This window comes from Agrobacterium leguminum, assembly GCF_005144435.2.
GTDB classification, from domain to species: Bacteria; Pseudomonadota; Alphaproteobacteria; order Rhizobiales; family Rhizobiaceae; genus Agrobacterium; species Agrobacterium leguminum.
Genome location: NZ_CP120212.1, coordinates 2,025,419 through 2,048,692, shown reverse-complemented (window position 1 = coordinate 2,048,692; position 23,274 = coordinate 2,025,419). Strand labels below are relative to the sequence as shown.

Here is a 23,274-nt window from a genome sequence, read left to right as displayed (position 1 = left end):
GTGACGAAGGAAAATGAGCGGAGGAGGCTCATCGGAGCGGGATGGCGAAAGATGCGGGCGATCGTCGCCTGAATGCCGCTCCAGACATGTGAGGCAGACCGTACCGAGGTGCGGTGCTAAGGAGGAACCTTTTGAAAAAACTTGATCTCATCACGATCGGGCGCTCGTCTGTCGATCTGTACGGTTCGCAGGTCGGCGGCCGTCTGGAGGACATGGCCTCCTTTGCCAAATATATCGGCGGCTCTCCCACCAATATCGCAGCCGGCGCTGCCCGCCTCGGGCTCAACAGCGCCGTCATCACCCGCGTCGGCGATGAGCATATGGGCCGCTTCATCCGCGAACAGCTGGTGCGCGAAGGCGTCGACGTGCGCGGCGTAAAGACCGATCCGGAGCGGCTGACCGCGCTGGTGCTGCTCGGCATTCGCGACCAGAACCAGTTCCCGCTGATCTTCTATCGCGAAAACTGCGCCGACATGGCGCTCAGCGAAGACGACATCGATCCCGCCTTCATTGCCGAGGCAGGCTGCGTCTGCGCCACCGGCACGCATCTGTCGCACCCGAAGACGGAAGCGGCCGTGCTGAAGGCGCTGAAACTCGCCCGCGAAAATGGCGCGAAGACCGCACTCGATATCGATTACCGCCCAAATCTCTGGGGTGTGGCCGGCCATGGCGATGGCGAAAGCCGTTTCGTCGAATCGCAGAAGGTCACCGCCAAGCTGCAATCCACCCTGCATCTCTTCGATCTGATCGTCGGCACCGAGGAAGAATTCCACATTGCCGGCGGCTCCACTGATACGCTGACGGCACTCAACGCCGTGCGCAAGGTCTCGAATGCGACGCTGGTGTGCAAGCGCGGGCCGATGGGTGCTTCGGTTTTCGCCGGTGAAATTCCTGCCAGCCTCGATGATGGCGAGACGGGCGAAGGTTTCCCGATCGAGGTCTTCAACGTTCTGGGTGCGGGCGATGGCTTCATGGCCGGGCTGTTCCGTGGCTGGCTGCGCGGCGAAGACTGGCCGACGACGCTGAAATACGCCAATGCCTGCGGCGCCTTCGCCGTCTCCCGCCATGGCTGCACGCCGGCCTATCCGAGCTGGGAAGAACTGCAATATTTCTTCAAGGCCGGCATTCGCAACAGGGCGCTGCGCAAGGACGAGGCGCTGGAGCAGGTGCACTGGTCGACCAACCGCAAGGGCGACTGGGACACGATGCGCGTCTTCGCCTTCGACCACCGCATGCAGCTGGAAGCCATCGCCGACGAGCTTGGCGTCAAGCACGAGCAGATCGGCGCTTTCAAGAAACTCTGCCTTCAGGCTGCACAGCATGTTGCCGGCGACAGGCCGGGTTACGGCATTCTCTGCGACGGTCGTCTCGGCCGTGACGCCCTGTTTGCCGCCAGCGGCTCGGGCCTCTGGATCGGCCGCCCGGTGGAATGGCCGGGCTCGCGCCCGCTGACGCTGGAACCCGATCTCGGCAAGGATTTCGGCGGTCTTTCCGAATGGCCGCTTGAAAATGTCGTCAAGGTTCTGTGTTTCTATCATCCCGACGATACGGATGAGATGCGCGCCACGCAGGAAGAGACGGTTATGCGTCTGTTCCAGGCGACACGCCGCAACCGGCTGGAAATGCTGCTGGAGGTCATTCCCTCCAAGGTCGGCCCGACCGACGATTTGACCGCCGCCCGCATCATCGAGCGCTTTTACGAGATCGGCGTCTATCCCGACTGGTGGAAGCTGGAGCCGATGAAGACCCGTGCTGCGTGGAAAAACGCCTGCGACGCCGTGCATCGCAACGATCCTTACGTGCGGGGCATCGTCGTTCTCGGTCTCGACGCACCGCAAAGCGAGCTGGAGGAGAGCTTCCGCCTTGCCGCCGGTTTCGATCTGGTCAAAGGTTTCGCCGTTGGCCGCACGATTTTTGCGGATGCCGCCCGCAGCTGGCTCGGCGGCAGGATGACCGATGAGGAAGCGGTCAGGGATATGGCGCAGCGCTATACCAGCCTGTGCCGCATTTGGGATGAGGCGCGCGCCAAAAAGGGAGAGGCAGCGTGAAGACAATCAGATTGACGGCTGCGCAGGCCATGGTTCGTTACCTGGCAGCGCAGATGAATGAACATGGCGAAACCTATATCGCCGGCATGTGGGCCATTTTCGGCCATGGCAATGTCGCCGGCATCGGCGAGGCGCTTTATGGCATCCGCGACGAACTGCCGACCTATCGCGGCCAGAACGAGCAATCCATGGCCCATGCGGCCATCGCCTATTCGAAGCAGCTGCGCCGCCGCCGCGCCATGGCGGTCACTTCCTCCATCGGCCCCGGTGCCGCCAACATGGTAACGGCGGCAGCGCTTGCGCATGTCAACCGCCTGCCAGTGCTGTTGATCCCCGGCGACGTCTTCGCCAATCGCGGCCCCGATCCCGTGCTGCAGCAGCTCGAAGATTTCGGCGATGGCACGATGACGGTGAATGACTGCTTCCGCCCGGTCAGCCGTTATTTCGACCGCATCATGCGGCCGGAACAATTGCTGACAGCCCTTCCCCGCGCCATGCGCACCATGACGGACCCGGCCGATTGCGGCCCTGTCACGCTCGCCTTCTGCCAGGATGTGCAGGCGGAAGCCTATGATTACCCCGAGAGCTTCTTCGAAAAGCGCGTCTGGCGTCAGCGCCGCCCGGAACCGGACGTGGCGGAATTCGATGAAGCCGTCGCTGCGCTCAAGGCGGCGAAGAACCCCATCATCGTTGCCGGTGGCGGCGTGCATTTTGCCGGCGCAACCGAAACGCTGAAGCGCTTTGCCGAAACCCACTCCATTCCGGTCGTCGAAACGCAGGCCGGCAAATCGGCATTGGCCTGGGATCACGATCTCAATTTCGGTCCCGTCGGCGTTACCGGTGCGGAAAGCGCCAATATCATCAGCGAAAAGGCCGATCTGGTTTTCGGCGTCGGCACCCGTTTTCAGGATTTCACCACCGGCTCCTGGGCGCTGTTCAAGAACCCGAACCGCAAAATCCTGGCGCTTAACGTTCAGCCCTATGACAGCGCCAAGCACGATGCGATCAGCCTGACGGCGGATGCGAAGATCGGGCTTGAGAAATTGTCGGCCGCCCTCGGCAGCCACCGTTTTGCGGCGCCGGATGCCGGCCTGAAGGCGGCATGGTTCGAAAAGGCCGATGCCGATACGGCGGCACCTGGTGAGGACCACGCCAACAGCCTGCCGACAGACATGCAGGTCATCGGCGCGGTGCAGCGCCAGTCGCGTGACAATACCGTCGTCATGTGCGCCGCAGGCACCATGCCGGGCGAGCTTCACCAGCTGTGGAAATCCAGGCTGCCGCTCTCCTATCACATGGAATACGGCTTCTCCTGCATGGGCTATGAAGTGGCCGGCGGCCTCGGCATCAAGATGGCGGAACCGGACCGGGACGTAATCGTCATGGTCGGCGACGGCTCCTACATGATGATGAATTCCGAGCTTGCGACCTCGGTTGCCATGGGCGTGAAGATCACGCTCGTCATCACCGACAACAGGGGTTACGGCTGCATCAACCGCCTGCAGATGGAAACCGGCGGCGCGGAGTTCAACAACCTCTACGCCCACACCAACGTCAACCCGATTGCCATCGATTTCGTGGCCCATGCCGGGTCGATGGGTGCGGATGCACGCAAGGTTTCCACCATAACCGAGCTGGAAGAGGCGCTTGCCGCCGCCCGCGCATCCAGCCGCACCACCGTCATCGTCATCGATACCGACCCCTATCCGACCCCGCAGGCCGGCGGTCACTGGTGGGATGTCGCGGTGCCTGAAGTTTCCGACCGCGCCGAAATCGGCCCGGCCCGCGCCCGTTATGAAAACCATCTCAAGGAAAGACAGTAAGATGATCCGTTACGGTACCAACCCGATTGCCTGGTCCAACGACGACGACCGCACGCTGGGCGCGCATATCAGCCTGGAACAATGCCTCGATGAAACCGCCAAAATCGGTTTCGACGGCATCGAAAAAGGCCACAAGTTCCCAACGGAGCCGGAAGGCCTGAAGGGCGTGCTTTCGCCGCGCGGCCTCTCTTTCGTCTCCGGCTGGCATTCGCTGAACCTTCTGACCGACGACATCGAATCCGAAAAGAAGGCGATGCAGCCGGCGCTTGATCTCTTGAAGGCCATGGGCTCGAAGGTCATCATCGTCTGCGAGACCTCCAACGCCATCCATGGCGATGACAACAAGGCGCTGGTCGACCGTCCGCGCCTTGCGGCCGAGGATTGGGCCAAATTCGGCGCGGGCGTCGAGGCGCTGGCCGCCTTTGCCGCAGAACAGGGCATCACCCTCGTTTATCACCACCACATGGGTACGGTGGTGGAGAGCGAAGAGGAAATCGACCTCCTGATGAAGCACACCGGTCCGAAGACGCATCTGCTGCTCGATACCGGCCATTGCCTGTTCGGCGGCGGCGATCCCGTGCGCGTCGCGCAGAAATACATGGGCCGCGTCGGCCATATCCATGCCAAGAATGTGCGTCCTGCCATTGCCGATCAAGTTCGGGGTGAGCGGCTCTCCTTCCTCGAAGGCGTGCGCCGCGGCGTGTTCACCGTTCCCGGCGACAGCGAAGGCGGCGTCAACTTCCCGCCGGTGCTGAAGGTGGCGGCCGAGCATGGTTACAGCGGCTGGCTGGTGATCGAGGCCGAACAGGACCCTGACGTGCGCAACCCGTTCGAATATCAGAGCCTTGGACTGAAATCGCTGAAGGCTTTTGCGCGCGAAGCAGGGCTGGACAAAGCTCAGGCTGCTTGAATTGAGCGGAGGGCATTCGTCCATACGTCCTAGAATCGTATGTTCCGGTGCAACCCCTCCTCCCTCATTCCTGTGCTTGTCACAGGAATCCAGCCGCCGCGCGGCGGAAAGACTCCTCTCAGCCCAAGGACTTGGGCTGGCTGGATCCCTGTGACAAGCACAGGGATGAGGGAAACGCGGGAATAGCCGCCCGATAAATTGAACTACTCACCAAAAAAGGAACACCACCATGACCTCACTTCTGCGCAAGCCGGTCGCGACCAGCGGCAAGGTGCATGATATCACGCCCCAAAGCGCGGATTGGGGTTATGTCGGTTTCGGCCTCTACCGCCTGAAGACGGGCGAGACGGCGGCGGAAAGCACCGGCGATACCGAAGTCATCCTCGTGCTGGTCGAAGGCAAGGCGACGATTTCCGCAGGCGGTAAGGACTTCGGTGAACTCGGCGACCGCATGAATGTGTTCGAGCGCAAGCCGCCGCATTGCGTTTATGTTCCGGCCGGCTCCGAATGGTCGCTGACCGCCACGACCGACTGCACCGTCGGCGTCTGCACCGCGCCCGGCGAAAAAGGCAGCCGCGAGGCGCAGCAGATCGGTCCCAATGGCGTCCAGCTGACCGAGCGTGGCAAGGGCGCCAATACGCGTTACATCTTCCCCATCGCCATGGAAGAACGCGATGTGGCCGACAGCCTGCTGGTAACGGAAGTCTTCACGCCATCCGGCAACTGGTCCTCCTATCCGCCGCACCGGCATGATGAGGATAATTACCCCAACATGACCTATCTGGAAGAGACCTATTATCATCGCCTCAACCCGGCGCAGGGTTTCGGCTTCCAGCGCGTCTTTACCGAAGACGGTTCGCTGGACGAAACCATGGCGGTGTCGGACGGCGATGTCGTGCTGGTGCCCAAGGGCCACCACCCCTGCGGCGCGCCCTATGGCTATGAGATGTATTATCTGAACGTGATGGCCGGGCCGATGCGCAAATGGCGCTTCAAGAACCATCCCGATCATGACTGGATTTTCAAACGGGATAATCCTTAAGCCGCCAACGTACACAGCGCACGCCTCATCCCTGTGCTTGTCACAGGGATCCAGCCAGCCCAAGTCTTTGGGCTGAAAGGACTCTTCCCGCCACGCAGACGCGTGTCGGCTGGATTCCTGTGACAAGCACAGGAATGAGGAGAGGAAAACGCAAGCCATTTGAATCTAAACTCTCGGGAGGAGAATACCATGGCCGCTCTTGGCGTGGGCCTTATCGGCACCGGTTACATGGGCAAATGCCACGCGCTGGCGTGGAACAATGTCACCAGCGTCTTCGGCGATGTGGAGCGTCCCCGCCTTGTGACGCTCGCGGAAGTCAATCCCGAGCTTGCCGCGAAGAAAGCCGCCGAGTTCGGCTTTGCCCGCTCGACAGGCAACTGGCGCGACCTGCTTTCCGACCCCGAGATCGACGTCATCTCGGTCACCACACCAAATGCCTTCCACCCGGAAATGGCCATTGCCGCCCTTGAGGCCGGCAAGCATGTCTGGTGTGAAAAGCCGATGGCTCCGGCCTTTACTGACGCGGTGAAGATGCGCGACGCGGCCCGCCGTTCCGGCAAGGCCGCGGCGATGGGCTACAACTACATCCAGAACCCCGTCATTCGCCATATCCGCCGCCTGATCGACGAAGGCGCCATCGGCAAGGTCTATCATGTCCGCGCCGAAATGGACGAGGACTTCATGGCGGATGCCACCCAGCCCTTCTACTGGAAGAGCGAAGCTTCCTCCGGTTATGGCGCGCTGGACGATTTCGCCGTGCACCCGCTGTCGCTGCTCTTCGCCCTCTTCGGCCATGCCGAAAGCGCCATCACCGACATGGTGAAGCCTTACGAAACCCGCCCGCTTGCCAGCGGCGGCGACCGCGCCGTCGAGACGCATGATCTTGCCAGCGTGCTGTTGAAGCTCGAAGGCGGCATTTCCGCCGTGCTCATCGCCAACCGTTCCGCCTGGGGCCGCAAGGGTCGCATCGCCATCCAGATTTATGGCTCCACCGGCTCGATCCTGTTCGATCAGGAGCGGATGAACGAGTTCCAGCTTTACACCACGGATGGACGCCCGGAGGAACAGGGTTTCAGAACAGTCCTCACCGCGCCGCACCACAAGCCCTATGACCGCTTCATCCCCGCCCCCGGCCACGGCCTCGGCTTCAACGATCTGAAGGTGATCGAATGCCGGGAACTGATGGCGGCAATCGAGGGAAAAAAGGCCCACATCATCGATTTCGAGGAAGGGCTGAAGATCGAGCGCAGCATCCACGCCATGGCCCGGTCGTTTGCCGAAGGGCGCTGGGTGGGAAGCACGGAGATTGCGGAATAGAACGCCCACAAAGGGCGAAAACGTCTCCTCCGTCATGCCGGACTTGATCCGGCATCCAGCCACGGCGCGTCTGCGCCGTGACAGGAGTCTTTTATGATCAAAGACTTGATCATGCTGGACCCCGGATCAAGTCCGGGGTGACGGTGTGTGGCGGTAAAGTATTACCCCTTGACCGGCGTTTCCGGCACCGGCGTCAGCACCTTGCCGTCCCTGAACCAGCCGAGAATGTTGTCAGCCACCAGATCGGCCATGGCGTTGCGCGTCGGGATCGAGGCGGAAGCGACATGCGGCAGCAGGGAGACATTCGGCAGCGACAGGAAGGCTTCCGGCACTTTCGGCTCGGCATAGAACACGTCGAGACCGGCAGCACCCACAGTACCGCTCTTAAGCGCCTGCAGAAGCGCATCTTCATCGACGCTGGAACCGCGCCCGACATTGATGAACACGCCCTCAGGTCCAAGCGCCGTCAGGATTTCGGCGTTGATCGCCTTGTGCGTTTCCGGCGTGCCCGGCACGATGCAGATCAATATATCGACCGCTTCCGCCATCTCCTTCAACGAGCCGTAATGGGTGTAAGGGAGGCCATCCCGCTTGCTGCGGGTGTGGTATCCGATCTCCACCTTGAAAGGCTCCAGCCGCTTGGCGATTTCCTGCCCGATGCGGCCCATGCCGAACAGGCCGACCTTGCGGCCGCGCAGCGAAAACGGCGACAGCGCAAAGGGGCCTTCACCAACCCATTTGCCATCGCGCAACCAGGTCTCGGCCTGATAGAGCCGGCGCACGGTGTTGATCAAAAGCGCAATCGTCGTATCGGCCACTTCGTCGTTCAGCACATCAGGCGTGTTCGTCACCACGATGCCGCGTGTGGCCGCATGTTTGGCGTCGACGCCATCATAACCCACGCCGAAATTGGCGATGATCTCGAGCTTCGGCAGCGCATCGATCCACTTTGCGTTGACGACGCCGGAAACGGCGATGGCATTGACGCGCTCCGCCGCACCATCAGGCAGAACCGGCTCAGCACCGGCAGGCACGGCCACGATCTCGACCTTGCCTTCGAGGCGTTCGAGAACGCGCGGGTTTATCTTGCCGGGAACGAGAACGACGGCCTTTTTGTCAGACATGAGCGGATATTCCTCCTGATAACATTCCGATAGCCGGAGCGGGTTTCAGGCGAACCTTCCGCCATCCCACTCCTCTGGACGGCGATCCTTTCAAACAAAGACGGCCGTGAAAAGGGCAATAAGGGGATGCTATGGGGGCAGACGGAAGTTTCATGCCGATTTTTTTAAGCGCCCTCACCGTCATGCCGGACTGGATCCGGCATCCAGCCAGCCCAAGTCTTTGGGCTGAGAGAGTCTTTTTCACCGCGTAGACACGCGGTGGCTGGATTCCGGCTCAAGGCCGGAATGGAAGAAGGGAACATCGCGAACAACCAGGAACAGGAAGCCTGCCGCATCCATGCTCCCGGGCGATATACTCACACCCGCGGCCGCACCGGCCCGGTCGATTGCCGGATGCGCATTTCCGGCTTGATGAGGTGAATGCCGTCAGGCTCGTGGCTGCCCGCCAGCCGGTCCAGCAGCGCGCGGGCCGCCAAGCGCCCCACCTCGGCCTGACCGTTGGAAACGGTGGTCAGCGCCGGCGTGGCGATGGCCGCCTCTTCCAGATCGTCATAGCCGGTGACGGAAATATCGACTCCCGGCACCAGACCGGCGCGGGAAATGCCGTTCATGAGACCGATGGCGACGAGATCGTTCCAGCAGACGGCGGCGGTCGGCTTCTGCGGCAGGGAGAGGAAATGCACGGCAGCCTCGAAACCGCCCTGTTTGGAGCGCGGGCCCGGAATGCGCAGGTTCGGATCGACCTCGATGCCGGCCTTGCGCAGCGCATTGACATAACCCTGGTAACGGTCACGGCCGGTCGAGGTCTGGTCGGTGCCGCCAACCATGGCGATGGTGCGGTGGCCGAGGCTGATCAGGTGGTTGGTGGCGAGCGAAATGCCATAGCTGTCGTCGCCGCGATAGGTCGGCATGTCGACGCCATCCATCGAACGGGCCACCAGAATGGCGGGCATGCCGTTTTCCTCGGCAAGCGTCATATCCTCGATCGGCGTGCCGATGGCGGGCGACATGATGATGCCGTCCGAGCCGAGCTGCAGCAGCGTTTCGATGAAGGTGCGCTGTTTTTCCACCGAATCGTAGTGGTTGGAGAGAATGAAGGTCTGGCGGCTGCGGTCCAGCTCGCTTTCGATGGCTTTCAGAATTTCCCCGTAAAACGGGTTCATCACATCATGGAATACCACGCCGACGATGCCGGAACGCGAGGTGCGCAGGCTGGCGGCGCGGCGGTTATAGATATAACCCAGCGCCCGCGCCTGTTCCTTGATCTTGTCCCGCGTATCGGCAGCGACCAGCGGGCTGTCGCGCAATGCAAGAGAAATGGTGGCGGTCGAAAGACCGAGGCTTTCGGCAATCGTGGACAGTTTGACCTTTTGGGCCACGGCATTCCTCCCCAAACGCGTGTCAATGACGGATGGCTCCGTTTAAATTGCAATTAAACAATTTAAACAAAATCCGCAACCCGTTTAAGGAATACCCACAAAACAGATGGTTCTTTTAAAAATTTCAGCAAAAATTATTGAAGATTGGCGTCTATCGCCTTCAAGAGTTTAACGATGTTGCGCACATCCTTGGCCGAAAGCCCCTCGACGGCTCTTGCGCCGCAATTGGCGATGGAAACATTGATGTGTTCGACGCTTTTCAAACCCGCTTCCGTCAGCTTCACCAGCGTCACGCGGCCATCCTCGTCGTCGCCGCTGCGTTCCACGAAGCCCTGGGCTTCCATGCGGCCGATGGTGCGCGTCATGGTGGGCGCCTTGACGCCGAGTTTCTGGGCGATCTGCCCCGGCGTGAGACTGCCTTCCTGCGCCAGCGCCAGGATAACGCCGTCTTGGCCCGCATAAAGCCCGCTTTCGGCAAGGCTGTGGCTCAGCGCCGTGCGCATGGAACGGGCCGCCTGGGTGATGGATTGCGCCAGTTCCTCGGGGTTGAAATTCTCATCCCGTTTTTTGGCGTCCTTTACTTTCTTGCCGCCCTTTTCCTTCTTGGCGCTTTTGTCCTTATGCCCGGTTTTGTCCTTGCTCATATGCGAGTGCCTTTTACCCTGTGGCGGAACCGATATATGTTGCTGGAAATCCTTAACGAATGCACGCGCGGACTGCCATATGCCAAACTCATACACGCATTATCACGACGAAAACGTAACAGACCCGCATCTTCGCGCAACAGCTGCAATTTCCGTGCTGCCGCTCGGCGCGCATGAACAGCATGGGCCGCACCTGCCGTTCGAGACCGATACGCTGATTGCCGAAGGCATCGCCGCCCGTCTCGCCGCCGCCCTGCCCGCCCGTCTGCCCGTTTCCTTCCTGCCGGTGGAACCGGTCGGCTATTCCATCGAACACATGAATGTGCCGGGCACGAAGACCTTGCGTTACGATGAGGCTATCGAGCGCTGGCTCGGCATCGCCGAAGCGGAATATAAAAAGGGCGTGCGCAAATTCGTGATGCTGAACGCCCATGGCGGCAATTCACCGCTGATGACCGTCGTCGCCACCGAGGCCCGCGCCCGTTTCGGCATGCTGGCGGTCGCCACAAGCTGGACCCGTTTCGGCGTACCGGCCGATATCGTGAAGCCGGAGGACAAGGCGGTCGACATTCATGGCGGCGATATCGAAACATCGGTCATGCTGGCGCTTCATCCCGAACGCGTGGCGATGCAGAAGGCCGCGAACTTTCCCTCCCGCCAGAGCGATTTCGCCAGCCGCTTCAAACACCTGCGCGCTTATGGTCCGCATGCCTTCGGCTGGCTGATGAGCGATCTGAACCCCGACGGCGTTGCCGGAAACGCCGCCGCCGCCGCCGCGGAAAAGGGCGAAAGGCTGATTTCCCACGCCGTAAAAGGCCTTGTCGAACTGCTTGAAGATGTCCACGCTTTTGACATAACGTTATTTCATAACAAAATTTGAGCGACATGGCTGAATTCGGCCAAAATCTCTTTGAACTGCCAGGACGTCGCGCCTATATGGACGACGACACATCTTCCTGAGGCCTGACGGCCTCTCTCCACGCGGGGTTTTCCATGACCGAAACAGCAACAGCCAAGCCCATTCCAGTCACCGTCCTGACGGGATATCTCGGCGCCGGCAAAACGACGCTTCTCAACCGCATTCTCTCCGAGAACCACGGCAAGAAATACGCTGTCATCGTCAATGAATTCGGCGAGATCGGCATCGACAACGATCTGATCGTCGAGTCCGATGAAGAAATCTATGAGATGAACAATGGCTGCGTGTGCTGCACGGTGCGCGGCGACCTGATCCGCGTCGTGGAAGGCCTGATGCGCCGGCCCGGCCGTTTCGACGGTATCATCGTCGAGACGACAGGCCTTGCCGATCCGGTTCCCGTCGCCCAGACCTTCTTCATGGATGACGACGTGCGCGCCAAGACCGAGCTTGACGCCGTCGTTGCCCTCGTTGACGCCAAGCACCTGCCGCTGCGCCTGAAGGACAGCCGCGAAGCCGAAGACCAGATCGCCTTTGCCGATGTCGTCGTCGTCAACAAGACCGATCTCGTTTCGCCGGAGGAAGTCGCCCGCATCGAGGATATCGTGCGCGCCATCAATCCTTCCGCGCGCATCTACAAGACCACCCGTTCCGGCGTCGATCTCGCCCGGGTTCTCGATCAAGGCGCCTTCAATCTGGAACGCGCACTGGAAAACGATCCGCATTTCCTCGAGCACGGCCATGACGACCACGTCTGCGGCCCCGATTGCGACCATCACCACCACGATCATGACCACCATCATCATGACCATGACCACGATCACGGGCATCATCACCACGATCATGACCATGGCCACGATCACCACCACCATGGCGCGGTTTCGCCGATCCATGACGTGACGGTGCAGTCGGTCTCGCTGCGCGGCGGCGAGATGAACCCCGAGCGGTTCTTCCCATGGATCCAGAAGGTCACCCAGACCGACGGCCCGAACATTCTGCGCCTCAAGGGCATCATCGCCTTCAAGGGCGATGCGGAACGTTACGTGGTGCAGGGCGTGCACATGATCATCGAGGGCGACCACCAGCGCCCGTGGAAGGAAGACGAAAAACGCGAAAGCCGCCTCGTCTTCATCGGCCGCGAACTGGATCGTGAGAAGCTGGAAAAGAGCTTCAACGCCTGCCTCGCGACGGCCTGATCCTTATCCCTCCGTCACCCCGGCTCTGAGCCGGGGTATGATCGTTATCTTCCCTCATCTCTGTGCTTGTCACAGAGATCCAGCCAGCCCAAGTCCTTGGGCTGAAGGAGCCTTTCTCGCCGCGCAGACGCGCGTCGGCTGGATTCCTGTGACAAGCACAGGAATGAGGTTGAAGGGATGTAAAGCGGTTCCGCTTTTGCCGGAAATGCTCTAGAACCATGCCAGCGAGCGGGAGCAACGCCCCCGCCAATCCGACACAGATACGAAAGACCGATGCCCCATGCCGACTGTTGCCCCGCTTGATATCGAAGGCCACGTGGTCTCGACCCATTTTCTCGGCGACATTCCCCTGTTTGCCACCGCCGCCGGCACCATTCACCGGCTGGATGGCGGCGAGAAGGTGACTGAGGCGCATGACGGGCTTCTGACCTGTGTGCGCGACCCTTATAGCGCCACCCTGCTTTCCGGCGGTGAAGACGGGCGCGTGCTGCGCATTGGCCATGACGGCAGCATCAGCGAAATCGCCAACGTGCCGCGCAAATGGGTGGGCATCGTTGCCGGCGGGCCGCAGAAGGCCGTCGCTTATGGTGTCGGCAAATCCAGTTTCGTCCGGCTGTCGGACGGCACGGTCAAGGAATTCAAGGAAGAGCGCACGGTGGAGGCCATCGCCTTCGCGCCCAAGGGCCTGCGCATTGCGGTGGCCCGTTATAACGGTGTGACGCTGCACTGGGTGGCGACCGCCGGCGACCCCGTCGATCTGGAATGGAAGGGTGCGCATACCGGCGTCACCTTCTCGCCCGATGGCAAGTTCCTGGTCACCACCATGCAGGAAAACGCCCTGCACGGCTGGAAGATGGAAGCCACCAAGGGCGGCATGGAAGCGCGCCACATGCGCATGACGGGTTATCCCGCCAAGGTCAAATCCGTGTCCTGGTCGGCAAAGGGCAAATGGCTCGCCTCTTCCGGCGCGCCGGCCGCCATCGTCTGGCCGTTTGCCGGCAAGGACGGCCCGATGGGCAAGGCCCCGGAAGAACTCGGCAGCCGCGCCAACATCATGGTCACCAATGTCGCCTTCCATCCGGTGGAAGATGTGCTCGCCATCGGCTTCATCGACGGCATGATCCTCGGCGTGCGCCTTGCCGATGGCAAGGAAGCCCTGCTGCGCCGCCCCGGCAAGGGCGCCATCACCGGCATGGACTGGAGCGCCACCGGCAAGCTGCTCGCCTTTGCTTCGGAAGCGGGGGATTGCGGGATCATCGATATTTCGGCTTGAGGGCTGCTCGGTCACGTGGCGAGCTAGGGCGCGGACTCATAATGACCTGATCCCAAGGCCTCAAATTATCAGCTTTCCTGTAGCCCAGAATTCATGGACCTTATTCCACCATCCGAGAGTTTCCGGCTGCAGCCATGGACGAAAATCGTCAGAGCGAGTTTTGCGATGCAAATGTCCATTCTGTAAATCTTCGAGGAGACCTACTGTAGCCGCCTCTTTAACATATGGGTCGCCCTTGATGTGCCAGCGTTCGACAACATCAAAGACCGCGTCAAATCGATGCGTGTTACCCGTCTCCAAATCCCGAATTAGATGACGTGCAAGCTCTGACAGTGCCAAGTAAAGTGGCAACTCGTCCTCAGATCGGTATTCCTCCTGGAATGCCTCCCACTTTTCACGAAAGGATGGGTCAGCCTGCAAAAGCGGCTCAAACATATTCGAGCGATCGAACTCGACCGAAAGTGCGTTGACATTGTTCCCGGACATAACGTTTTTTCCTCTTCTGAGCCCCACGTTGCACCGTGGCCAATCTCACTTCCCTCATTCTTGTGCTTATCACAGCAATGAGGGTTGTCCGAGATATCGCGGCCGGACAATCCTTTGCACAAGAGCGCCGGCAACCTCAGCCGGAACGCCCTACTCCCCCACCTGCCGCCGCGTCAGAAACAAGAGCAGCAAGGCCGCGCCCGCGCCAACCGAAGCGAGCCGGATCGAGACGCCGAAACTTGCATATTGCGACACGAACCCCATCAGCGGCACCGCAAAAAGCGCGGCGAGGAAAATGGAGTTCATGTAGAGCGCCGTCGCCCGGGCCGTGCGACCGCGCGCAAAGCCCTGCACGAAGGTAAGGCAAGTGCCGGCGCAAAGGCCGTAATAGGCGCCTTCCAGCGCCGCACCCGCGATCATGGCCGGCAATGTGGTGACCGAGGCGATGACATTGAAGGCGACGATGGCCATTACCGCTGAAACGCCCAGAAGCAGGCGGGCGCTGAAGCGGCGCATCATTCGCGGCGCAAGCAGGATGAACAGAACCTCCATGGCGCATTTGACGCTGAGCGACAGGCCCGGCACGTAATCCGGCAGGCCGACCTCCCGCACCAGAAACACCGGCAGGGCCGAGGCGCAGAGAGCATGGGCAAAAGACATGCAGAAGCTGGCGGCCGCCGCCAGAAGCAGCGGCAGGTTGCGCCCTGTATCGTCGTCACCCGCCTGTCGCCGCTCCATCGGGCTGGTCTGGTCGCGCGGCACGACCGCAAGGGCAAGCCCGCCCCAGATGACCGCCATCAGCATGGCATTCACGAACACGGCCTTCGCGCCGGCAAGATCGAATATCAGATAGGCGGCGGCGGGAAGCAGCATCCACGCCAGCGACACCATCGTTCGCAGGAAGGCATTATAGGCGGCCGTATCCAGCGCCTTCACCCGGCCATGATACCGGCCGTAACTGAAAATGAGCGTGCTGGCGGCATTGGAAAGCCCCATGCCGGTCGCCGTTATCGCCACCAGCAGCGCCAGATGCCCGAAACTCGCCGCCGCGGCCGCGACAAAAGCGCCGCACACGGAAAGCATCAACAGCGGCCTCACCCGCACCCCGGCATCGACACGCTCGCCATAAACACGGCTGGCGACAATCGAAGCCAGCGCCGCCGTCACGCTGTAAAAACCGACGGTGGCCGGCGGATGGCCGAGCACCTGGATGATGTAAAAACCGATAAACGGCACAACAGCCGCATTGGTGCTGCCGGCAATAAAAACCAGCAGGGCGATCATATAGGCCTGACGATCGAAAGCGCCCGGCAAAGTGCTTTTCTGTAGCATGGGAATCGACTGAAGGCTGGGAGGCGGGACGAGATGACGGCGACCACCATCACACCAAAACGGCCTGTGGTTCAAGCCCGCTTGGAAAGCCGGATGCGGTTTCATTGCCGGTTAAAGGTGAAGCCGCTTCTTTTATGCCGGGCATGGCTGCCGCCCTGAGGCTGGACGCAAGCTCTCAACCGTAAGCCCGTGTCACTCAATTAGAAGCACCTGCCCGGCGATGTTCTCGCCGCCGGGCAGGTTATGGATCGATATGTGTCGGACTGTCGCCCCCGATAAGGCCGCCATAAAGATGGGCGACCCTCTCCGGAAACGAAAATCCGCAGATCAGAACTTCACGCCAAGACCGACGCTGACGACATGTTCGCTGAGCTTTCCATCGGCGGAAATGCCCTGGACAGTGTAGGTTTCCTTGCCGAAATCGTTGTAACGATATTCGAGACGGCCGAATACGTTGTCGGTGAAGGCGTAATCGATGCCGGCGCCAATCGTCCAGCCATTCAGCATCTTGCTGGTATTGCCGAAGGGCGTCTTGATCTCGCTGTCCGTCGCGGTGTAACCACCGGCGGTGTAGATCAGGGCGCGGTCGACGGCATAGCCGGCACGCAGACGCGCGGAGCCGTTCAGGCCCGAGGAAACCTTGCTGAGGTTGATCGTCTTTTTGCCCCAGGCATAACCGAGATCACCCTCGACACCGAGAATGACGGACGGCGCGACTTCGGCATTGTAACCGGCAAAGCCCGCAAAGCGAGCGCCATCGAAACTATGCTTGTCGGTCTCACCGTCTTCAGTCGTTTTCAACCGGTTCCAGCCATAGCCGCCCGAAACACCGGCGTAAAAACCGTCCCAGGAGAAGGCAGGCGCGGCATCGTTGACGACAGGTGCTGCCGGAACGTCGCTGACGGCATCGGCAGCAATGGCTGCGCCGGAAAGAACGCCGAGCGCGGCGAGCGCGAGAAATGATTGTTTCAACATGAAATAGCTCCTTCAAAACTTCCTTACCCGCCGAAATGCGAGCCGCGAACATACCCGCCACCGAAATCACAATCACAAATGGCGAGTCGGGGGCACGCGTTAATTGAAACATCCAAAAGTTAAAAGCAAGTAACAACAGCAGCAAAATTGAGAGTATTTTAAAACATAAATCAAATTTATACTTTATAATCCTATTTATTACATAGATAAAAATTAGAATACACAAATATAAATACGCCGGCGCACGCCCCTTTCCGAAGCGGTCACGGATCGGCGGAAATAAGGCGCTGATGGATCATCCAGAATAAAAAAAGAGGGCCGCGAGGCCCTCTTCCAGTCATGCGATGCGCCGTTTGTTCTTGCCGGAAACGCCATGCGTCAAACACACGCAACTCGAGGATCATTGCCGGCTTATGCGCTGCGCGCATCGTCTGCGTCGAAAATCCCTGATGATTTTCGAGCTGTTGCGTTGGAGCGGGATGGAGGAAAGCCCGATGGTTTCGCCATCCCGTTCCACGTTTCAGTTAGTGGCGGCGCTTTTTGCCGCCGTCATTCTTGTTGTCGATGACATCGACGGACGTCTTGTTGCCGTTCAGCACACCGTTCAGGATACCGGTCTTGTTGCCGTTCAGAATCCCGTTATTGGACAGGATGCCGCTGACACCGAGATCGATGCTCGGCGAGACGACGACAAGGGCGCCGCCCTTGTTGCTGTTGCCGGACAGGATGCCTCCCAGAAGACCGCCCGCATTGGCCTGACCAACGGAAGCGACAGTAAGAATAGCGGCTACACAAGCGAACTTTGCAATCATTTCTCTCTCCTCTTTTGTTTGATCACGCCATCTGGCGTAACTGAACTGTATATTTAGAGGATTCTAATTCAAGCAAAGGCTAATATTACAATAAACGATTAACACTAATACTTGTGATTTTAATAAAATTTTACATACCGCATCTTCGCACTTCCGCCCCTTGTTCAAACAATGCCGGTCGGCGCCTGTATCGCGACAGTAAAGCGGTGCGGGAAACTTTATTAACCATCCAAATATAAGATATTGCTTAATTAGAGACCGGAGATGCGAATGCGGGTGGGGGGATATATCGCGCTTGTTCTCGGGCTTGCCTGCGCCTGTGGCGCGCGGGCGGGGGAAAAGGCCGATGAGCACAATGTCACCTATAAATCCGGCATTGCCTATGACAGCAATTATTTCGCCGACACCAACCGGCTGAGCGCGATTTCGCTGCGCGCCGGCTTCGGGCTCAATGGCAAGATCGCGCTGGAAGGGGCTGAGCTGCGTTATTCGCTCGAGCAAGAAGAGGTTCGCCTGCCCCGTTATCGTTTCGCCAATGAACATAACACCATCGCGGCACTGGGGCTGACGAAACGATTCTCCGAAAAGCTGGAATGGGCCCTTGAGCTGCGCGGCACCCGCAGCGATGCCGGCGATATTTTTCTGCACCTGCCGGAAGAAGACATTGGTTACCGGCAGCTGGATCACAAGCTGGAGGCGTCTTCCCAGCTCGGCATCCTCGCCCTTGGCGGCAAGAACACGCTGACGGCAAGCCTCGCCAGCCTGATGAAAGGCAAGGCGCGGTTCCGCCCGGCCTATTTCCTGCCCACCCGACTGGAAGCGAATGAGGCGCTTTTATCGCTGAAAGCGGAACATGCACGATCGCTCGGCGGCGGTGAGGCCGGGCTGACGCTTGCTTACGACCGTATCGCCGTGCCGGAAGGGCAGCAGGAAAAATATGAACGTTTCCCGGCCAACACGCTGCGAGGTTCTCTGGCCTATGGTTACAGGTTCTCCGACCGTTTCGCGGTTCTGGCCGAAGCGGGCTTCACATCCATTTCCGGCGATGAGATCAGCGACAAGGTAAAGCGCACCCGCCCCTATCTGCGGGCCGAGGCCGAGGTGAAGGCCACCGATCGCATCGCCTTCGGCGCGGGCTTTTCGCAGGACTATGCGCTTTTCGACCCGGATGACCCGATTGCCGAATTCCATCGCCGCTTTCAATTCGTCGTGAAAAGCAGGCTCACCGAAAAGGTGGGGCTCGATCTTGCGCTGCACCGGGTCCACAAGGACTGGATCTATTATAATTACGATACCAGCGAGCGCCGGCTGGTCGCGACGCTTTCCTTCGATACCGGCAAGAACAGCAAGCTGGAGGTGGAGTTCAACCGCCTGCTGCATGGCGAGCGCGATACCGATCTTGCCTATAGCGGCTCCAGCATCACCTCGCGTTTCAGCGGCACCTTCTGAAATTTAGTGTCGGCCCGCGCGAAGGATCGGACGCATCAGGTCGAAATTCGGTCCCAATTTCTGCTAGAGTCAGGCCTTCCAGATTCGAAGGCAGGACAGACGGGATAATGAACAGACGCTTTTTGCTCCTCGCAGCCGGCCTTGCCTGCGTTCCCGTCGCCGCAGCGGCGCATCCGCATATCTTTGCCGAAGCCCGCATGGAAATCGTCGAGGGGCCGAACGGCACCGTTCAGGAAGTGCGCAACATCTGGCGTTTCGACGAGATGTTCTCGGCAAGCGTGGTGATGGACTACGACAAGAACAGCGACCTGAAGCTCGATAAGGACGAACTGGCCGAAATCGGCAATACCGTGCTCGAATCGCTCGCCGAATATTCCTACTACACCTTCATCACCGCCAATGGAAAACCGGTGGAATTTGGGAAGCCCGAGGCCATTCACGTGGACTACAAGGATCAGCAGATCCTGATGTTCTTCTCCGTGAAGCCGACCAAGCCTCTGGCCGTCAAGGGCAAGCTCAGCTTCGGCGCCTGGGATCCGACCATGTATACGGCGATCGATTTCGCCAAGGACGGCGATATCGCCACGCAGGGTAAGGATCTGAATGCCTGCAAGCATCATGTCGTCCGTCCCGATCCCGACGAGGTGATCTCGCAGAACCAGGGTACGCTCACCGACGCCTTCTTCAACGATCCGACCGGCACCGACATGACCAAGCTCTTCGCCACCCGGCTGGAGGTCTCATGCTGAGCCGCAGGGCCGGCCTCTTCGCCGTCGCCATCGGCCTCATTGCCGTGGCCGGTGCGGCCCATGCGCAATCGCCGCTCGGCATCGGCTCGGCCGAGCCTTCCTTTTCCGTCGGCGGCCCCTTCGCGCCGCTGATGCAATGGATCAACGTGCACCAGCAGATGTTCTACCGTGCGCTGACCGGGGCGTTGAAGGCCATGCGCGAGGATGGCTGGGCGCTCAGCTCGCTGATCGGCCTCTCCTTCGCTTATGGCGTTTTCCACGCCGCCGGCCCCGGCCACGGCAAGGCGGTCATTTCGTCCTATATGATCGCCAATGAGACGCAGCTTAAACGCGGCATTCTCATTTCCTTCGTCTCGGCGCTCATTCAGGGTGCGGTCGCCGTCGGCCTCGTCGGCGCGGCCTGGCTGGTGCTGCGCGGCACCTCCATCACCATGACGAAGGCCACGCAGGCGATGGAGATCGCCAGCTTCGCCATGGTGGCGCTGTTCGGCGCCTGGCTGCTGGTGCGAAAACTCTGGTCGCTGCGTATCCGGCGCGAGCCTGTCGCGGTTTTCGCGCCGGCAGGAGAAACCGCCGCCGGCAGAACCACCGGCATGGGCACAGGCCTCCGGTTTCAGGGCAAGCCGGTTTTTGCCGATCACGACCATGATGGCACGGGCGATCTCTGCGCCGCCTGCGGTAAATCCCATGCGCCGGATCCGATGCTGCTGAAGGGCAAGAACTTCAGCCTGCACGAGGCATGGTCCGCCATCATCGCCGTGGGGCTCAGGCCCTGCTCGGGCGCGATCATCGTCATGAGCTTCGCGCTTCTGAACGGGCTTTATCTCGGCGGCGTGCTCTCCGTCCTCGCCATGTCGCTCGGCACCGCCATAACGGTATCGCTGCTCGCCATCATGGCCGTCTCGGCAAAAGGCCTCGCCGTGCGTTTCGCTGGCCCCGGCAGCCGCAGGGCAGCCGGCATTAGCCATGCGATCGAGATCGCCGGTGCGCTGTTCGTGCTCATCATGGGACTGTTGCTGCTCGGCGCGTCGCTTAAGCTCTAACCGTCACGGCGACGCTGGTAACGCGCACGCAGCCAGAACAGCAGGAAGAAACACAGCACTGCCACCGTGCCGAAGGCAGCGGCGAGCCAGGGCGAATAATCGCCCAGCCACAGCATGATCTTCGGCATCACAAAGAAGACCAGCCCGAAACCGACAATGATGAGGGCGGCGGCGATGGCCGGAGACCAATCCTTCTTGCCTGGGCGCGGCGTTTCAGGCGCCGGCTTTTCAGGCGCCGGGTTTTCAGGCAATGGCATCGGCAAACTCCGCACGGATATCCTCAAGCTTGCGCTTCTGCGCGCCATCGGCCGCAAAATTCTCCGGCGCAAGCCAGGCTTCGAAGGCCTTGCCGATCAGCGGCCATTCGCCGTCGATCATGGAAAACCACGCCGTATCGCGATTTTGCCCCTTCGAGATCATATGCTGACGGAAGACGCCCTCGAAGGTGAAGCCATAACGCTTCGCCGTGATCTTGGAGGGCTCGTTTTCATTGTGGCATTTCCACTCGTAACGGCGATACCCCAGATCCTCGAAAACATGTTTCGCCATCAGGTAATGCGCCTCGGTGGAAAGAGGCGAGCGCTTCATTTTCGCGCCATGGGCGACGGAGCCGACCTCGACCACGCCATTGGCGGGATCGGGCCGCATATAGCTCGCCATGCCGACGATATCGCCGGTGGCGTTTTCAACGAAGACCAGCGTGACCCAGTTGAGCTTCTGCCCCGCGCCGACGAGCCAGTCGCCGAAAGCGTCGGCATCGGGAAAGGCGCTTTGCGGGAAATATTTGAGCAGCGCATTCACGCCCTCGCCGCCAAGTGCGGCCCAGAGCCTTGCGAGATGTTTTTCGCGATCGAACGGCTCCGCCGTCACGTAACGGCCCTTCAAAACCACCGGCTGCGGCGGCGGACATCCCTTGAAATCACTCAGATCGCGCATTCTCTTCCCCATTTGCTGGGAGAAGGATTAGGGCAAGCGGGGCGGGATGACAACAGTGCATGTGGGGTGGGATGCGGTGGCGTTGGTGGGTGTGGTTCACCCCCCTCTGCCCTGCCGGGCATCTCCCCCTCAAGGGGGGAGATCAGCCAGAGGGAGACGCTCGCTCACTCGCAACGTTGAAGATGGCCGAGAGATCGCGTCGGGTCGATCTCCCCCTTGAGGGGGAGATGCCCGGCAGGGCAGAGGGGGTGAGCTACAGCCTCCGAGGCTAACCTCAAACCTTCGCCGCCACCACCGTCGCCTCGATATGGTCCACCAGCGCATCCGGCAACCCAAGCCGCCCTGCCAGAAGATCGAGATACCCCCGCTCCGCCCGCGTATCGGCCTCGATGGCAAGCCGCGAGGCGGTGTAAAGCTCCACCTTCTGCTCTTCCGTGCGGGCGGCAACCACCAGCGCGTCGATGTCGAGCGGATCGGCCAGTTCCTTTTCGAGGAACCGCTCGGCTTCGCTATCAAGGCCGGAGACCTGCACCTTGTCCATGATATTGGCGCGCTCCTTCTCATCGATATGGCCGTCCGCCTTGGCGGCGGCGATCATCGCCTGGATAAGCTTCAGCGCAAAATCATTGGAAAGGGCGGGCGATTGCGGGTGGAAGGCGGAATCGGCGGGCGGGGCGAGAAGCTCCGGCTCGGGTTTCGGCGCGGCTTCAGGCGCCTGGCCGGACTTGTAATTCTTGTAGGCGAGGTAACCGAGGCCCGCGATGGCGGCCACGCCGCCGATGGTGGCGACATTGCCGGCGAGCTTGCGGCCGGTCTTGGTGCCCAGAATGGCGGCGGCGAGCGCGCCGGCCTTCAGAGGATTGTTCTTGGCGATATCGGCGGCCTGCCCGGCTCTGTCACGGACGCTTCCCGAAAGGCCCGGCACCTGCGAGCCGAGGAATTGTTCAAGAAGCTTCTTGGCGTCGAACATCAAAATCTCCTGTAGAGGTCAAATCTACAGGGGAGATAGGAAGCCGTGGGCCGAATACAAATGTCAAACCCGCTCACGCCTTCGTGAACGGGTTTGACAGGATGCAAATCAGGCGCGCAGTGCGGCGGCTTCAGCGGCAAGCTTGGTGATGCCCGCCCAGTCACCCGTCGCCACCAGTTCGCGCGGGGCGACCCAGGAACCGCCGACGCAGACGACGTTCGGCAGGGAGAGATAGTCATTGGCGTTCTTGAGCGACACGCTGCCGGTCGGGCAGAAGATCGTGCCGGCGAGCGGCGAAGACAGCGCCTTGAGATAAGGCGCGCCGCCGGCCTGTTCGGCCGGGAAGAACTTCAGCACCTTGTAACCCTCGTCGCGCAGCGCCATGACTTCGCTGGCTGTGGCAGCACCCGGAAGCAGCGGTACTTTGGAACCACGCGCGGCTTCCAGCACGCTTTTATTGATGCCGGGGCTGACGATGAAGGTGGAGCCGGCTTCCGCCGCCGCTTCGAAATCCCTGGCATTGAGAATGGTGCCCGCGCCGACATTCGCGCCCTCCACTTCGGCTGCAACCGCGCGGATGGCATCCAATGCTGCCGGCGTGCGCATGGTGATCTCAATTGCCTTCAGGCCGCCTGCGACCAAAGCGCGTGCGAGCGGCACGGCGGAAGCGGCGTCATCCACGATCAGCACCGGCACGACCGGCTGGAGCTTGAGGATGGAGAGCAGTTTTTCGGAGTCCTGGGCCAAGATGAGCCTCCCTTGCGCAATTGAAACGATTGAAATTCCGTCTATCGATTAGCCTGCCTCGGCTTTCATGTCGAGGCGCGCCAGCCGCATTTTTATCCAGATA

Annotated in this window: 22 protein-coding genes; 11 read left to right on the top strand and 11 right to left on the bottom strand. The window is 60.6% G+C overall.

The annotated features are described in order from the left end of the window. The first annotated feature begins 131 nt into the window (after positions 1–131). From CFBP4996_RS23910 to CFBP4996_RS23890, 5 genes are all read left to right on the top strand, one after another. Complete coding sequence (locus tag CFBP4996_RS23910; RefSeq protein WP_080853549.1) at positions 132–2,048, top strand: bifunctional 5-dehydro-2-deoxygluconokinase/5-dehydro-2-deoxyphosphogluconate aldolase; 1,917 nt, start codon at positions 132–134, stop codon at positions 2,046–2,048. Continuing rightward, entirely contained in the window at positions 2,045–3,871 is a 1,827-nt protein-coding gene (gene iolD, locus CFBP4996_RS23905; RefSeq protein WP_080853550.1) for a 3D-(3,5/4)-trihydroxycyclohexane-1,2-dione acylhydrolase (decyclizing), read from the top strand. The genes CFBP4996_RS23910 and iolD overlap by 4 nt, the downstream gene beginning before the upstream one ends. A 1-nt stretch (position 3,872) precedes the next feature. Then, positions 3,873–4,781 (top strand): myo-inosose-2 dehydratase, encoded by a 909-nt coding sequence (gene iolE, locus CFBP4996_RS23900; RefSeq protein ID WP_065116994.1) that lies wholly within the window; start codon positions 3,873–3,875, stop codon positions 4,779–4,781. 229 nt (positions 4,782–5,010) lie between these two features. Beyond that, on the top strand, positions 5,011–5,823 hold the full coding sequence (gene iolB / locus CFBP4996_RS23895; protein ID WP_080853551.1) for a 5-deoxy-glucuronate isomerase: 813 nt from the start codon (positions 5,011–5,013) through the stop codon (positions 5,821–5,823). A gap of 189 nt (positions 5,824–6,012) precedes the next feature. After that, the gene (locus CFBP4996_RS23890; RefSeq protein WP_080853552.1) at positions 6,013–7,140 is read left to right on the top strand and encodes a Gfo/Idh/MocA family protein; all 1,128 of its coding nucleotides are present in this window, start codon (positions 6,013–6,015) and stop codon (positions 7,138–7,140) included. Positions 7,141–7,301: 161 nt separating this feature from the next. On the opposite strand, the gene CFBP4996_RS23885 is transcribed toward CFBP4996_RS23890, so the two are convergent. The 3 genes from CFBP4996_RS23885 to CFBP4996_RS23875 all read right to left on the bottom strand — a co-directional run bounded on the left by CFBP4996_RS23885 (position 7,302) and on the right by CFBP4996_RS23875 (position 10,287). Continuing rightward, complete coding sequence (locus CFBP4996_RS23885) at positions 7,302–8,264, bottom strand: 2-hydroxyacid dehydrogenase (protein ID WP_080853553.1); 963 nt, start codon at positions 8,262–8,264, stop codon at positions 7,302–7,304. A 356-nt stretch (positions 8,265–8,620) separates the two neighbouring features. Then, entirely contained in the window at positions 8,621–9,643 is a 1,023-nt protein-coding gene (locus CFBP4996_RS23880) for a LacI family DNA-binding transcriptional regulator (RefSeq protein ID WP_003505469.1), read from the bottom strand. A 134-nt stretch (positions 9,644–9,777) separates the two neighbouring features. After that, positions 9,778–10,287, bottom strand: a complete 510-nt coding sequence (locus CFBP4996_RS23875) for a MarR family winged helix-turn-helix transcriptional regulator (protein WP_035263256.1) — start codon at positions 10,285–10,287, stop codon at positions 9,778–9,780. A 79-nt stretch (positions 10,288–10,366) separates the two neighbouring features. Here CFBP4996_RS23875 and CFBP4996_RS23870 point away from each other — a divergent pair, with 79 nt between their 5' ends. From CFBP4996_RS23870 to CFBP4996_RS23860, 3 genes are all read left to right on the top strand, one after another. Further along, positions 10,367–11,167: a creatininase family protein gene (locus CFBP4996_RS23870; RefSeq protein ID WP_080853554.1), complete on the top strand. Its 801-nt coding sequence runs from the start codon at positions 10,367–10,369 to the stop codon at positions 11,165–11,167. A gap of 113 nt (positions 11,168–11,280) precedes the next feature. Further along, positions 11,281–12,399, top strand: a complete 1,119-nt coding sequence (locus CFBP4996_RS23865) for a CobW family GTP-binding protein (protein ID WP_137396293.1) — start codon at positions 11,281–11,283, stop codon at positions 12,397–12,399. Between the two features lie 280 nt (positions 12,400–12,679). After that, positions 12,680–13,672, top strand: coding sequence for a WD40 repeat domain-containing protein (locus CFBP4996_RS23860; protein WP_080853555.1), 993 nt, complete (start codon positions 12,680–12,682; stop codon positions 13,670–13,672). A gap of 60 nt (positions 13,673–13,732) precedes the next feature. Here the strand turns inward: CFBP4996_RS23860 and CFBP4996_RS23855 are convergent, their stop codons facing one another. From CFBP4996_RS23855 to CFBP4996_RS23840, 4 genes are all read right to left on the bottom strand, one after another. Continuing rightward, a complete protein-coding gene (locus CFBP4996_RS23855; protein WP_080853556.1) occupies positions 13,733–14,158 on the bottom strand; it encodes a DUF7674 family protein in 426 nt (141 codons plus the stop codon). 150 nt (positions 14,159–14,308) lie between these two features. After that, positions 14,309–15,490: an MFS transporter gene (locus CFBP4996_RS23850; RefSeq protein ID WP_080853557.1), complete on the bottom strand. Its 1,182-nt coding sequence runs from the start codon at positions 15,488–15,490 to the stop codon at positions 14,309–14,311. 327 nt (positions 15,491–15,817) lie between these two features. Further along, the gene (locus CFBP4996_RS23845; RefSeq protein ID WP_080853558.1) at positions 15,818–16,465 is read right to left on the bottom strand and encodes an outer membrane protein; all 648 of its coding nucleotides are present in this window, start codon (positions 16,463–16,465) and stop codon (positions 15,818–15,820) included. Between the two features lie 524 nt (positions 16,466–16,989). Beyond that, on the bottom strand, positions 16,990–17,277 hold the full coding sequence (locus CFBP4996_RS23840; RefSeq protein WP_004433441.1) for a hypothetical protein: 288 nt from the start codon (positions 17,275–17,277) through the stop codon (positions 16,990–16,992). Positions 17,278–17,547: 270 nt separating this feature from the next. Here CFBP4996_RS23840 and CFBP4996_RS23835 point away from each other — a divergent pair, with 270 nt between their 5' ends. From CFBP4996_RS23835 to CFBP4996_RS23825, 3 genes are all read left to right on the top strand, one after another. Further along, entirely contained in the window at positions 17,548–18,726 is a 1,179-nt protein-coding gene (locus CFBP4996_RS23835) for a hypothetical protein (protein ID WP_080853559.1), read from the top strand. 107 nt (positions 18,727–18,833) lie between these two features. Beyond that, a complete protein-coding gene (locus CFBP4996_RS23830) occupies positions 18,834–19,475 on the top strand; it encodes a DUF1007 family protein (protein ID WP_161987894.1) in 642 nt (213 codons plus the stop codon). Next, positions 19,469–20,518 (top strand): nickel/cobalt transporter, encoded by a 1,050-nt coding sequence (locus CFBP4996_RS23825; protein WP_080853561.1) that lies wholly within the window; start codon positions 19,469–19,471, stop codon positions 20,516–20,518. Before CFBP4996_RS23830 ends, CFBP4996_RS23825 begins: the two co-directional genes overlap by 7 nt. Here the strand turns inward: CFBP4996_RS23825 and CFBP4996_RS23820 are convergent. From CFBP4996_RS23820 to CFBP4996_RS23805, 4 genes are all read right to left on the bottom strand, one after another. Further along, positions 20,515–20,775, bottom strand: coding sequence for a hypothetical protein (locus tag CFBP4996_RS23820; protein WP_080853562.1), 261 nt, complete (start codon positions 20,773–20,775; stop codon positions 20,515–20,517). The genes CFBP4996_RS23825 and CFBP4996_RS23820 overlap by 4 nt on opposite strands. Next, positions 20,762–21,454, bottom strand: coding sequence for a GNAT family N-acetyltransferase (locus CFBP4996_RS23815; protein ID WP_065655370.1), 693 nt, complete (start codon positions 21,452–21,454; stop codon positions 20,762–20,764). Before CFBP4996_RS23815 ends, CFBP4996_RS23820 begins: the two co-directional genes overlap by 14 nt. 274 nt (positions 21,455–21,728) lie before the next feature. Next, a complete protein-coding gene (locus tag CFBP4996_RS23810; protein ID WP_080853563.1) occupies positions 21,729–22,424 on the bottom strand; it encodes a tellurite resistance TerB family protein in 696 nt (231 codons plus the stop codon). A 108-nt stretch (positions 22,425–22,532) separates the two neighbouring features. After that, positions 22,533–23,171: a 2-dehydro-3-deoxy-phosphogluconate aldolase gene (locus CFBP4996_RS23805; RefSeq protein ID WP_080853564.1), complete on the bottom strand. Its 639-nt coding sequence runs from the start codon at positions 23,169–23,171 to the stop codon at positions 22,533–22,535. Between the last annotated feature and the right edge of the window lie 103 nt (positions 23,172–23,274).